Here is a 12,651-nt window from a genome sequence, read left to right as displayed (position 1 = left end):
GGTCAGTGCAAAAACTAGCCCGAACTTTCGATCGAAGCAAAGTCCCAGGTCAGAACGGATTGTCAGTGGCATACCGCACGATGAGCACATACGGCCACAGTGCCGTCACACGACGACAGGAGGTTCGTCATGGCCAGCTCGTCCGCAAGCGCCGCCCGCCGGCGCCGCGCCACCGGCCCTGCCCCCTCACTGACCGGCTCCGCCGGCGACGTGCACCCCGTCCTGCGCCGGGCCACCGCGCCGCCCGCCGCCCTCGACCTGCTCGCCCAGGCCCGCGCCGGCCTCGACGAGGCGGCGGCGCTGGAGACGCCGAACGAGCGCTACGCGACCGCCCACTTGGCGGCGCTCCGCACCGCCGCCGCCGTACTGGCCGCCCGGGGCCGCCCGGAGCCCACCTCCCGCCGGAGGGCGCGCATCCGCAGCGCCTGGGAGGTCCTCCCCGAGATCGCGCCCGAACTGACCGAGTGGAGCGCGCTGTTCGCCTCGGGGGCGACCCGCCGCGCCCGCGCCGAGGCGGGGATCACCGGAGCGGCCACCACCCGCGACGCCGACGACCTGATACGCGACGTCGCGATGTTCCTGCGGCTCGTCGAGCGCCTGCTCGTGCTGCAACCCGTGCTGCCCCAGCCCCGTCAGGACCGGGAGACCGGGCCGGGCGAGGCCGCCGCGCGGAGCGAGGGCGGCGGGCCCGTCGACCGCGGGAGCGCGGGGGATGCCGCCGCAGGCGAGGGCAGGCGGGGCCGGGCCGAGCGCGTTCCCGACGCGGGCTGAGCCGGGTGCCGGGCCGGGACCCGGCGGCTGCGGATCGCCTGGGACGGGGGGCCTTGCCCCGGCCGCCGAGGCAATAGGGTGGAGGCGCCTGCTGCCTCCCGCCGGGAGGCCCGAAGATCGCTCCGCCGTTCGCCCGGCGGTGCCGCGCCGAGGAGTCAACTGCCGTGTCGGACCCGATGCGCCCCCGCGCTTCTCTCCGTACCGCCGTGGTCTGGGAGGTCCTCAAGGACGCTCTCGACCGCCGGGTCAAGGCCGCCGGACGGGAGGCGCTCGACGTCCTGGACACCGGAGGCGGCAGCGGCAACTTCGCCGTGCCCGTCGCCCGCCTCGGCCACCGGGTCACCGTCGTCGACCCCAGCCCGAACGCACTCTTCGCGCTGGAGCGCCGGGCCGCCGAGGCCGGGGTGGAGGACCGGGTGCAGGGCGTCCAGGGCGACGCGCACGGACTCTTCGACGTGGTCGAGCGCGGCGGCTACGACGCCGTGCTCTGCCACGGAGTGCTGGAGTACGTGGACAGTCCGGCCGAAGGCGTCCGCAACGTGGTGGACGCGCTGCGGCCGGAGGGCGTCCTCAGCCTCCTCGCCGCCGGCCTCGGCGGCGCCGTGCTGTCCCGGGCCCTCGCCGGCCACTTCACGGAGGCCCGGCACGCCCTCGACGACCCGGACGGCCGCTGGGGCGAGGGTGATCCCGTCCCGCACCGCTTCACCACCGAGCAGCTCACCGCCCTGGTTGCCGGGGCGGGCCTGCACGTGGCCGCGGTCCACGGCGTCCGGGTCTTCGCGGACCTGGTGCCCGGGGTCCTGGTGGACACCGAGCCCGGCGCGCTGGAAGCCCTGCTGAAGCTGGAGGCCGCCGCGGCCGAGCTCGCCGCGTTCCACTCGGTGGCCACCCAGCTCCATGTGCTCGGTGAGGCCCGTGGGGCCGCCGAGGACCGGGTGCCGCCCGTGGTGCACCGCTGATCAGCACCGGGGCGTCAGATGGAGTACGCCACACACCACCCGATCGGGTGCCCGGCGCCGTATGATCGAGGGAGACCGTCCGGCATGACGGACCGTTCGCCGGGGAATGCACGCCTCAGCGAATCGGGTGCCATGGCGGGTTCCGGTTGGCGGATTGGCGTAGAGGGGCGGGTTTCACGGGGGCGATTCCCTGCCTATCCTGAAGGGGACCCCCGGTCGCCCCGGCGACTGCACGATGAGGAGGACTCCGTGCCGCTCTCGGAGCACGAGCAGCGAATGCTCGAGCAGATGGAGCGAGCGCTGTACGCCGAAGATCCCAAGTTCGCGACAGCGCTTGAGGGAAGCGGGCTGCGTACGTACACCCGGCGACGGGTCTACCAGGCGGTCGCGGGCTTCCTGGTGGGTATCGCGCTCCTCATGGCAGGAATGGTCGCGGTTCAGATCTGGCTGAGCGTGGTGGGCTTCCTCGTCATGCTGGGGTGCGCGGTGCTCGCCGTCACCGGCTGGCGCAAAGCCCCCAAGCCGGGTGAACAGCAGACCGCGGCGGGTGCGCCCGCCGCTCGCCGTCAGGCCCGGCAACGCCGGTCCGTGATGGACCGGATCGAACAGCGCTGGCAGCGACGTCGCGACGAGCAGGGCGGTCACTAGACCTCCGTGCGGTCGGCATAGACCTCGTGTGTGAGGGGGCGTCCACCCGTTCGGGTGGACGCCCCCTCACACGTGTGCCCGGCCCGCGCCCGGCGGCCCGCCGTCGGCACTGCCGGCGGCTTTCCGTCCGCGCTGCCGGCGGCCGTGAGAGCCGCCGCTGACCGGTTCTCCGCCCGTTCTCCGCCTGGTCCGTCGCTGCCGGAAGGGGGCCGACGGGCGGGTGCGGGCACCGGCCGCCCCAGTGGGCCACCGGCCCTCTTCCGTCCGGTCCGCCGCTGCCGGCCGCCGGTCCGCCTGTTCTCCGCCTGGTGCGCCGCTGCCGGGTGCGGGTCCGCCTGTTCTCCGCCCGGTCCGCCGCTGCTGGAAGAGGGCCGGGCGGGCGGGTGCGGGCGACGGGCGACGGCCGTCTCAGTGGGCCACCGGCCCTCGGCCCCGCACACCGCGCCCCGCACACCACGCCGCGCGCGCTCACCCGAAGCGGACCCCCGACCGCCGAAGCCGAACCGGATGTTCCCGGGGTCCGGGGCGGGCGCGTCCCAGGGGGTGGCCTGTTCCGTGCGCGCCCGTACCGAGGGCCCGCATGGTCGCGCGCGCCCGCGAGACATCGGCCGGAGCCCCGCGAGCGGTTCGGTCGCCACCGGCGCCACGCGCACCCCGGGTGCGGGCCGCGGGTGGGCCGGGACGCCTCCGTCCGGCCCCACCCGCCTCACTCAGGTGTTCTGACCCGTCGGCCGGCGCCGGAGTGCGTCCAGGCGCGCCGTCACACGCGATCCGAGCCTCGCCCAGGCCGCCGCGGCGGACCAGGCCACCCGGACGGCCGAACGCGGGGCGAGCAATGCGCGCAGCCGGGCCGGACGGCTCGCGGAGGCCCGCAGGGCCCGGTCGACCCGGCGCGCGTCGTCCGCGAGACCCGCCACCGGCCGGGGGCGCGGAGCGTAGAGCACCTGCTCCACCGCCGCGGCCAGCCGGTGCACCGAGGCCGCGGCGTCCGGGTCGAGGGAGCCCAGCCGCACGATCCGCTCGGCCGCCTTGCGCGGGGTCTGGGACTCCTCCGGCGCGATCCCGTGGTCCCAGGCCGTGTCCGTCACCTCCCGCCAGGCGCCCAGCGTGTACGCCGGGACGTCGGCCTCGGTGCGGCCGTGGCCGCCGAGCCGGACGGCCCGGACCCGGGCGCGCCAGAGCATCGGCAGCAGCGGAGCGCCCAGCACCAGCAGCCCGGCCAGCGTGAGCCCGAGAATCCTGAACCAGGGCCAGTCGTCGTCCGACGGGCCGACCGCAGCCGCCGCGGACTGGCCCGGGCAGGCCTGAAGCCTGCGCAGCTGGGGCGAGCAGCTCTCCTCGGCCGACGGCGCCGCGGAGGCCGCCGCGGACGCCGAGGAAGACGGCTTCGGCACGGTCGGCACATCGGTGCCGGGGCTGTCCGACTGGGTGTAGGAGGGAACCGTGCCGCGGCTCGGGGTGGGCTCGAAGCGGGTCCAGCCGACCCCCTCGAAGTACAGCTCGGGCCAGGCGTGCGCGTCCCGCAGCCCGATCGCCATCGACCCGTCGGCCTGCGGAGTGCCCGGCGTGAAACCGACCGCCACCCGGGCCGGGATGCCCAGTGTCCGGGCCATCGCCGCCATCGCGAAGGAGAAGTGGACGCAGAAGCCCTCCTTGTCCTTCAGGAAGCGCGCGATCGCCGCGGACCCGCTGCCGGCCTGCACCTGGGTGTCGTAGCGGAAGTTGCCGCTGACGGCGAAGTAGTCCTGGAGCTTGACCGCCTCCTCGTAGGGGTTGGCGGCGCCCTCGGTGACCTTCCGGGCCGTGTTCCCGACGACCGCGGGCAGCGACTCCGGCACCCGGGTGAACTCCCGCCGCAGGGCGGCCGGCGGTTCCGGCGCGTCCGCCAGCTGCCGAGCCGTCGGCTGCACCATCAGGCTGGTCACCTCGTACTGCACACCGCGGGTGTTCTGGCCGTGGTCCCCGACGAGGGTCCGCCCCACCGGTTCGTAGCGCCAGGAGCCGCTGATGTCGACCTTGCTGGCCGGATAGGGCATCGGCAGCCAGTCCTGCCCGTACCACTCGGCGGCCGAGATGCGGGTCCGGATCGCCGACCGCCGCACCTCCCCGGCGAGACCGACCGGCGCCGGGAACACCGCCGGCACGTCCTCGATGTGCCGCTGCGCCGGCTTCCAGGCCGTCCCGTCGAAGTCGTCCAGGGCGACGATCCGCAGATACAGGTCCTGGGTCTCCTCGGTGTTCGTGCGGTAGGTCATGACCGTGCGGTCCTCGTCCACGTTCAGACTGTCGCGCAGCGAGACCAGCGGGTTCACCGCGGAGATGGTGCCACCGCCGCCGGGGCCCGTACCCGCGCCGCGGCCCGCGCCGCCCAGCAGACCGCCGTTCAGGGAGGGCAGGGCCAGCGGCACGACCAGGGCGACGCCCAGCGCCACCGCACCGATCCGCCGGCCCGTCCGCACGGGCGCCACGGCGCCGTTCGCCGGCTCGGGGCCGGGCGGGCGGGCGGCGCCGCCGAAGACACGGCCCCACTGCGAGAGCCGGTCGCGGCCCTCGGCCAGCAGGAGCATCAGATAGCCGGTCGCGGCGAGCAGGAACCACAGCCAGGCCGCGCCCCCGCCGGCCAGCCCGGCGGCGACCGAGTAGAGGGCGAGGAGCGGCAGGCCGGCGGGAGCGGCGCTGCGGTAGGTCACCGCCAGCGCGTCCACCGCGAGCCCGATCAGCAGGACACCGCCGACCAGCATCAGCCGGATGCCGTCGGACAGCGGAGCCGGGATCGAGTACCGGCCGACGTCGTCGGCGCCCGCCTGGAGCAGGGCTCCGAAGTGCCGGAAGGCGTCCGGGCCGGGCACGACCAGGGCGACCGCCTGCTGCCGGGCGAAGACCAGGGTGAGCAGCAGCAGCGTCACCAGCGCCTGCGCGGCCACGGTCAGCGGCCGGGCCAGCGGCACCCGCCGGGTCAGCGCTCCCGTGCCGCTCTGGGCCACGAGCAGGAAGGCGGTCTGGAAGAGCCATGTCGCCGGGTCGACCAGGGGCAGCAGCGCGCAGGAGGCCATCAGCGTGGCCGCGGTCGCGGACACGGCCAGCCGGGCTCGCCCGCTCATCTGCCACCACCCCCGGCCGTCGTCCCCGTCGTCGCCGCGTGCGCGCGCAGCCGGTCCGCCTCCCGCCACAGCTCGGCGAGGGTCGCCCCCCTCCGCACCGTGACGGCGGTCCAGCCCGCCTCGCGCAGCATGCGCAGTCCCTCCTCGCTCCTGTCCAACGGCCGGGCGGCGGCGGAGGGTTCCCCCGCCCAGGACGCGGTGTCCAGCAGGAAGGCCACGGCCCCGCCGCTGCGCCGGCGCATCCTGCCCAGCACGGACGCCTGTTCCTCGTCGAGATCGCCGAGGAACGCGATCAGCAGCCCCTCGTTCCCGCCGCGCAGCACGTCGTGGGCGGGAGACAGACCCGCGCCGTCCGAGTGGTCGATCACGGCGAGGGTGTCCATCATCATCCCGGCGGCTTCCGCGGACTCCTGGCCGGTCCCCGCCACCCCGTCGGCCCCCTCGCCGGGGACCGAGCTGCCGGTGTCCGTCAGGAGCCGGACCGAGAAGCCCCGTTCGAGCATGTGCACCAGCGTGGACGCGGTGCCGGAGACGGCCCACTCGAAGGCCGAGTCGGGGCCGGCGCCCTGGTAGGCGGCGGCCCGGGTGTCGAGCAGCACGGTGCAGCGCGAGCGCTGCGGCTGCTCCTCGCGGCGGACCATCAGCTCGCCGTAGCGGGCGGTCAGCCGCCAGTGCACGCGGCGCAGGTCGTCGCCGTGGCGGTACCCGCGCGGGATGATGTCGTCCTCGCCCGCGAGGGCCAGCGACCGCTGCCGCCCGTCGCCGTACCCCTGCGCCTCGCCGGTCAGCCGCACCGGCGGCAGGGCCTCGACGCGGGGGACGACGGTCAGGGTGTCGTACGTGGAGAAGGAGCGGGTCAGCTCGCACATGCCGAAGGGGTCGGTCAGCCGCAGCTGGAGCGGGCCGAGCGGGTACCGGCCGCGCAGGTCCGAGCGCACCCGGTAGGACACCTCGCGCCGGCCGCCCGCCTCCACCCGGTCCAGGACGAAGCGGGGGCGCGGACCGAGCACGTACGGCACCCGGTCCTGGAGCATCAGCAGGCCCGTGGGCAGCCGGGAGACGTTGTCCATGCGCAGGTGGACCCGGGCCTCGGAGCCGGCGGGCACGCGCGCGGGGGAGAGCCGGCGGCTGCCCGCGACCCGGTAGCGGGTGCGGTACAGCACGGTCGCGCAGATCAGCGGCAGCACCGCGAGGAAGAGGCCGACGCGGAGCAGCTCGCCCTGCCCGAGGACGTAGGCGCAGACGGCGGCGGCCACGCCGGCGGCCAGGAAGGACCGCCCGCGTGTGGTGAGCCCGGCGAGCGCGGTGCGCACACCGCCCTTGTCCTCCTCGGCGGTGTGCTCCGTGCCCCCGTGGCTCATCACAGCCTCCGGGGCGGCTGCTGGCCGAAGGCGGGCGCGCCCCGGCCCATCGCGAGACCGGACTGCTGGTGGGGCGCGGAGGGCACCGCGGTGTGCCGGAGGATCTCCTCGACCACCTGCTCGGCCGTGCGGCGGTTCAGCTGGGCCTGGGCCGTGGGCAGCAGGCGGTGCGCCAGGACCGCGACCGCGAGGGACTGGACGTCGTCCGGCAGGGCGAAGTCCCGGCCCGCGAGGGCGGCGGCGGCCTTCGCGGCGCGCAGCAGGTGCAGCGTGGCCCGCGGCGAGGCCCCGAGTCTGAGGTCCTGGTGGGTGCGGGTGGCGGCGACCAGGTCCACCGCGTACCGGCGGACCGGTTCGGCGACGTGCACCGTGCGGACGGCGTCGATCAGCTTCACGATGTCGTGCGCGTGGGCGACCGGCTGGAGGTCGTCCAGGGGGTTCACCCCGCCGTGCACGTCGAGCATCTGCAGCTCCGCCTCGGCGCTGGGGTAGCCGATCGAGACGCGGGCCATGAAGCGGTCGCGCTGGGCCTCGGGGAGGGGGTAGGTGCCCTCCATCTCGACGGGGTTCTGGGTGGCGACGACCATGAACGGACCGGGCAGTTCGTAGGTCTGCCCGTCGATGGTGACCTGCCGCTCCTCCATCGACTCCAGGAGCGCGGACTGCGTCTTGGGCGAGGCGCGGTTGATCTCGTCGCCGATCACGATCTGGGCGAAGATCGCGCCGGGCTTGAACTCGAAGTCGCGGCGCTGCTGGTCCCAGATCGAGACACCGGTGATGTCCGAGGGGAGCAGGTCGGGAGTGAACTGGATGCGCCGCACCGAGCAGTCGATGGACCGGGCCAGCGCCTTGGCCAGCATGGTCTTGCCGACGCCGGGGACATCCTCGATCAGAAGATGCCCCTCGGCGAGCAGCACGGTCAGCGAAAGCCGAACGACCTCAGGCTTGCCCTCGATCACTCCCTCCACCGAACCGCGGACACGCTCCGCGGTGGCGGTCAGATCAGTGAGGCTCGCTCGATCGTCATAGGTCGTCACCCGGCCCTCCTCGGCCCTTTCACGGGCCGACGCCCTGTGCGGACCGGCCCACCCCGAAACACGGACACCACACGGGAACAGCTCCGCGTGACGCCACATCCCGCATTCTTGTTGCCGTTACCGGTTCGTGTCACTCGCCTGTGGACAACTGGCCGCGATATGTCAGCTCTTGCGGCCCTTTGGGCAGCGTCCGGCCGGGGTTTTTCGTGAAGAGAGGGTCCCACGCGGTGACGGCCGCGGCGACCTGGGGCTTCGCGGCCGGGGGTCAGGCCGGGTCGATCTCGCGGAGCAGGCCGGTGGTCACGTCGAAGACGAAACCGCGCACGTCCTCGGTGTGCAGCAGGAACGGGGAGGTGCGCACCCGCTGCATCGACTGGCGCACGTCCTGGTCGACGTCCCGGAACGCCTCGACCGCCCAGGCGGGACGCTGGCCCACCTCCATCTCCAGGTCGTGCCGGAACTCCTCGGTGAGGGACTCCAGGCCGCAGCCGGTGTGGTGGATGAGGACCACGCTGCGGGTGCCGAGCGCCCGCTGGCTGATGGTGAGGGAGCGGATCACGTCGTCGGTGACCACGCCGCCGGCGTTGCGGATGGTGTGGCAGTCGCCCAGCGCCAGGCCGAGCGCGGCGTGCAGGTCGAGGCGGGCGTCCATGCAGGCGACCACGGCGACGCCGAGCACGGGACGGGCGTCCATGCCGGGGTCGGTGAAGGCGGCGGCGTACCGTCCGTTGGCGTCGACGAGACGCTCCGTGACGGAGTTCTCCGCCGCTGTGGCGCCCTGGGGTCCGGTGGGAACGGATGCGGAAGTCGTCATGGCGACGACGTTACTGGCCAGGTCCCGGGCAGTCCTGCTGTGGGAAGGGACAAAGAACATCATCGCGGCTTGTTGTGAGCTAATCCACACGGGCGGTGACGACATGCCCGTACGGGTGATTCCTGCCGGTGTGCGGCTTCGTTCCGGGCGGCGCACGCGACGCGCAAGCCGGTTGATTGACCGCGCGACACGGTGGACTAAAGTGACGCGAAGCGGGAGGCGAGGCTCTCCCCGCTGGACTGATTTCCCCGGAGACCCGGCGACCTTCCGGGCTCTCCCCACGTGCGCGGCGCGTACGTACGGCTCGGCCTCCTCCCGCTCCCGGTCGGCTGACGCTGTTGATCCGGCGCCAGCGGGCCTCCCCTTCCCGAGCGGGTGGGGACCCGGCGGTGCGTACGGGCGCGCCGGACCTGAGAGGGCCCGGAATGCAAGGGCGCGAAGCGCTTCCGACCGAGGACGGCAGCGAGCGACCGGAGGGACGGCGGCACGTCCCCGTCATGCTCCGCCGGTGCCTGGACATGCTCGCCCCCGCCCTCCTGGAGCCCGGAGCGGTGGTCGTCGACTGCACGCTCGGCCTGGGCGGCCACAGCGAGGCACTGCTGACCCGCTTCCCCGACGCGACCCTCGTGGCGCTGGACCGCGACAAGGAGGCGCTGCGGCTGTCCGGGGAGCGCCTCGCGCCCTTCGGCGAGCGGGCCAGGCTGGTGCACGCCGTCTACGACGAACTCCCCGAGGTGCTGGACCGCCTGGGCATCCCGCGCGTCCAGGGCGTGCTGTTCGACCTCGGCGTCTCCTCGATGCAGCTCGACGAGGCGGACCGCGGCTTCGCGTACGCCCAGGACGCCCCGCTCGACATGCGGATGGACCAGACGACGGGGATGAGCGCCGCCGAGGTCCTCAACACCTACCCGCCCGGCGAACTGGTGCGCATCCTGCGGGCCTACGGCGAGGAGAAGCAGGCCAAGCGGATCGTCTCCGCCGTCGTGCGCGAGCGGGAGCGGGAGCCGTTCACCACGAGCGCCCGTCTCGTCGAGCTGATCCGGGACGCGCTGCCCCAGGCGGCCAAGCGCACCGGCGGCAATCCCGCCAAGCGGACCTTCCAGGCGCTGCGCATCGAGGTCAACGGCGAGCTGAGCGTCCTGGAGCGGGCCGTCCCCGCGGCCGTGAAGGCGCTGGCCGTCGGGGGCCGCATCGCCGTGCTGTCCTACCACTCGCTGGAGGACCGTCTGGTCAAGCAGGTGTTCGCGGCCGGTGCGGCCACCACCGCGCCGCCCGGACTGCCCGTCGTCCCCGAGCGCTACCAGCCCCGGCTCAAGCTCCTCACCCGTGGTGCCGAACTTCCCACCGAGGAAGAGGTCGCCGAGAACCGGCGAGCGGCACCCGCCCGGCTGCGGGGGGCGCAACGCATCCGTGAGGACGCCGCCGAGTGAGGCGCGGGGAGAAGGAGGGCGAGTGAGCGGAAAACCCGAACTCAAGGGGAGGGCCGCCCGGCTCGCGCGGCTCCTGCCGGCCGGTGCCGGACAGGCGGCCCGCGCCCCCTTCGTCCTGCTGGTCGTCCTGCTGCTGGGCGGCGGTCTCATCGGTCTGCTGGTGCTGAACTCGGCCCTCAGCGAGGGCGCGTTCCGCCTCGACGACCTCCAGAGGGACACCAAGAGCCTGACCGACGAGGAGCAGGCGCTCCAGCGGGACGTGGACGCCTACTCCGCGCCCGACGCCCTCCAGCGCCGCGCCCGCGAACTCGGCATGGTCCCCGGCGGCGACCCGGCCTTCCTCAACCCCGACGGCAGCGTGCTCGGCGTACCGGGATCCGCCGCCGGGCAGTCCGCCGCCCGCACCCCGGCGCCCCCGCCGCCCGAGGTCCTCGCCCCGGGCGGCGGCGCCTCCGCCACCCCCGTGCCGTCGGCGACGGCGAGTCCCGCCACGGCCGCGGCCTCCGCGCGGCCGTCCTCCGGCCCCGCCTCCACCCCGTCCGCAGAGCCCTCCACGACCCCCGGCAGGTGACGGAAGTGTCCGACAGGGAACCGCCCCGCCGCCGCGTGCCCGGCCCCTCCCGGCCCGTGCGGTCCGACGGCCGCCGCCGGCCCGGCCCCGGCAGCCGCCCCGCGCGCCGCCCGGTCTCGCGCCGGCCCGCCGGCCCGCGCATCATCCGGCTCGGCAGCCCCCGGCCCCGGCTGCGCATGGTCAGCCTCGCCCTGACGCTGGTGATGGCCGCCTTCGTCGTACGGCTGCTCCAGGTCCAGGCCGTCGACGCGAGCACCTACGTCTCGAAGGCCGAGCAGAACCGCTACGTCGGGCGCACGCTCGCCGCCGAGCGCGGCGGGATCACCGACCGCGACGGCGTCGAGCTGGCCACCAGCGTCGACGCGTACGACATCACCGCGGACCCCAGCATGTTCACGCCGAAGGCGGCGAAGGTGGCGGACGCCCCGGAGCAGGCCGCCGCGCTCCTCGGGCCGATCCTCGGCCAGGACACCGACGCCGTCGCCCGGAAGCTGAGCACGAAGAACACCCGGTACACCCTCCTCGCGCACCGCCGCACCCCCCAGGTGTGGCAGCAGATCAAGGACCTCAAGAGCACCCTCGCGGCCAAGGCGGCGAGCGACAAGGGCACCGTCAACGTCCTCGCGGGCGTCCTCGCGGTGCCGGCCAGCAAGCGCGTGTACCCCAACGGCGACCTCGCCGCCGGGATACTGGGCTGGGTCAACGCCGACGGCAAGGGCGGCGGCGGCATCGAGCAGCAGCTGAACAAGGAGCTGTCCGGCAGGGACGGCAAGATCCGCTACGCCCAGTCCGGAGGGCGGCAGGTGCCCACCGCGGGCTCCACCGAGACGCCCGCGGTGGCCGGCTCCGACGTCGAGCTGACCATCGATCGGGACATCCAGTGGGCCGCGCAGGACGCCATCGCCCGGCAGGTGAAGGAGTCCAAGGCCGACCGCGGGTACGTGATAGTGCAGGACACCCGGACCGGCCAGGTCCTCGCCATGGCCAACTCGCCCGGCTTCGACCCCAACGACCTCACCCAGGCCAACGCGGCGGCCATGGGCAACGCGGCCCTCCAGGACGCGTACGAGCCCGGCTCCACCGCCAAGCTCATGTCGATGGCGGCCGTACTGGAGGAGCACGCGGCGACGCCCACCACGCATGTCGTGGTCCCCAACCGGCTGCACCGCGGTGACCGCCTCTTCCAGGACGACGTCGACCACGCCACCTGGTACCTGACGCTCAACGGCGTCCTGGCCAAGTCCAGCAACATCGGCACGATCCTCGCCACCGGCCAGCTCGGCACGACGCAGAAGCAGGCCAACCGGGTCCTCTACTCCTACCTGCGCAAGTTCGGCATCGGCGGACACACCGGGCTCGGCTTCCCCGGCGAGACGGCCGGCATCCTCGCGCCCCCGGACAAGTGGTCGACCTCGCAGCAGTTCACGATCCCCTTCGGCCAGGGCGTCTCGATCAACGCCATGCAGGCGGCGTCCGTCTACTCGACGATCGCCAACGGCGGCGTCCGCGTCGAACCCACGCTGGTGCGCGGGATGAAGGGCCCCGACGGACGCTTCACGCCGGCCGCCGAGCCGAAGAAGACCCGGGTGGTCAGCGAGAAGACCGCGAAGGCCCTCGCGCAGATGCTGGAGTCCGTGGTGGACGACGAGCAGGGCACCGGCATCAAGGCCCGCATCCCGGGGTACCGGGTCGCGGGCAAGACCGGTACGGCCAACCGCGTGGACCCCGCCACCGGCCGGTACCACGGCTACACCTCCTCGTTCGCCGGGTTCGCCCCCGCGGACAAACCCCGCGTCACCGTGTACTGCGCGATCCAGAACGCCACCAAGGGCAGCTACTTCGGCGGCCAGATCTGCGGGCCCGTCTACAAGCAGGTCATGGAGTTCGCGCTGAAGACCCTCCAGGTCCCGCCCACCGGAGCCGAACCCGCCCGGCTGCCCGTGACGTACAAGCCCTGAC

The 12,651-nt window shown here is 74.2% G+C and carries 10 protein-coding genes; 6 read left to right on the top strand and 4 right to left on the bottom strand.

Going from position 1 to position 12,651, the window contains the following annotated elements; translation table 11 throughout:
* Positions 1 to 129 precede the first annotated feature (129 nt).
* The 3 genes from ACGFS9_RS12725 (at position 130) to ACGFS9_RS12715 (ending at position 2,378) form a co-directional block, all read left to right on the top strand.
* Positions 130 to 771: an SAV_6107 family HEPN domain-containing protein gene (locus tag ACGFS9_RS12725; RefSeq protein WP_393252722.1), complete on the top strand. Its 642-nt coding sequence runs from the start codon at positions 130 to 132 to the stop codon at positions 769 to 771.
* A gap of 164 nt (positions 772 to 935) precedes the next feature.
* A complete protein-coding gene (locus ACGFS9_RS12720; RefSeq protein ID WP_393252720.1) occupies positions 936 to 1,730 on the top strand; it encodes a class I SAM-dependent methyltransferase in 795 nt (264 codons plus the stop codon).
* Positions 1,731 to 1,979: 249 nt separating this feature from the next.
* Positions 1,980 to 2,378 (top strand): DUF3040 domain-containing protein, encoded by a 399-nt coding sequence (locus tag ACGFS9_RS12715; RefSeq protein ID WP_393252718.1) that lies wholly within the window; start codon positions 1,980 to 1,982, stop codon positions 2,376 to 2,378.
* A gap of 710 nt (positions 2,379 to 3,088) precedes the next feature.
* On the opposite strand, the gene ACGFS9_RS12710 is transcribed toward ACGFS9_RS12715, so the two are convergent.
* The 4 genes from ACGFS9_RS12710 to ACGFS9_RS12695 all read right to left on the bottom strand — a co-directional run bounded on the left by ACGFS9_RS12710 (position 3,089) and on the right by ACGFS9_RS12695 (position 8,691).
* On the bottom strand, positions 3,089 to 5,479 hold the full coding sequence (locus ACGFS9_RS12710) for a DUF3488 and DUF4129 domain-containing transglutaminase family protein (RefSeq protein ID WP_393252716.1): 2,391 nt from the start codon (positions 5,477 to 5,479) through the stop codon (positions 3,089 to 3,091).
* Positions 5,476 to 6,840 (bottom strand): DUF58 domain-containing protein, encoded by a 1,365-nt coding sequence (locus ACGFS9_RS12705; protein ID WP_393252715.1) that lies wholly within the window; start codon positions 6,838 to 6,840, stop codon positions 5,476 to 5,478. Before ACGFS9_RS12705 ends, ACGFS9_RS12710 begins: the two co-directional genes overlap by 4 nt.
* On the bottom strand, positions 6,840 to 7,877 hold the full coding sequence (locus ACGFS9_RS12700; RefSeq protein ID WP_393252714.1) for an AAA family ATPase: 1,038 nt from the start codon (positions 7,875 to 7,877) through the stop codon (positions 6,840 to 6,842). The genes ACGFS9_RS12705 and ACGFS9_RS12700 overlap by 1 nt, the downstream gene beginning before the upstream one ends.
* A 265-nt stretch (positions 7,878 to 8,142) precedes the next feature.
* Positions 8,143 to 8,691 (bottom strand): beta-class carbonic anhydrase, encoded by a 549-nt coding sequence (locus tag ACGFS9_RS12695; protein WP_393252712.1) that lies wholly within the window; start codon positions 8,689 to 8,691, stop codon positions 8,143 to 8,145.
* Between the two features lie 425 nt (positions 8,692 to 9,116).
* On the opposite strand from ACGFS9_RS12695, the gene rsmH reads away from it, so the two are divergent.
* The 3 genes from rsmH to ACGFS9_RS12680 are packed head-to-tail and all read left to right on the top strand — an operon-like array spanning position 9,117 to position 12,650.
* Entirely contained in the window at positions 9,117 to 10,121 is a 1,005-nt protein-coding gene (rsmH, locus tag ACGFS9_RS12690; RefSeq protein WP_393252710.1) for a 16S rRNA (cytosine(1402)-N(4))-methyltransferase RsmH, read from the top strand.
* Between the two features lie 22 nt (positions 10,122 to 10,143).
* Positions 10,144 to 10,692 carry a hypothetical protein gene (locus ACGFS9_RS12685; protein WP_393252709.1) on the top strand — a complete coding sequence of 183 codons (549 nt, stop codon included), beginning with the start codon at positions 10,144 to 10,146 and terminating at the stop codon, positions 10,690 to 10,692.
* A gap of 5 nt (positions 10,693 to 10,697) precedes the next feature.
* Positions 10,698 to 12,650, top strand: coding sequence for a peptidoglycan D,D-transpeptidase FtsI family protein (locus ACGFS9_RS12680; RefSeq protein WP_393252707.1), 1,953 nt, complete (start codon positions 10,698 to 10,700; stop codon positions 12,648 to 12,650).
* Position 12,651: the final 1 nt, after the last annotated feature.

This window comes from Streptomyces sp. NPDC048566, from assembly GCF_043199735.1.
GTDB lineage: Bacteria > Actinomycetota > Actinomycetes > Streptomycetales > Streptomycetaceae > Streptomyces.
The sequence above is the reverse complement of the archived record's forward strand: the minus strand, read 5'-3'. Positions and strand labels throughout refer to the sequence as shown.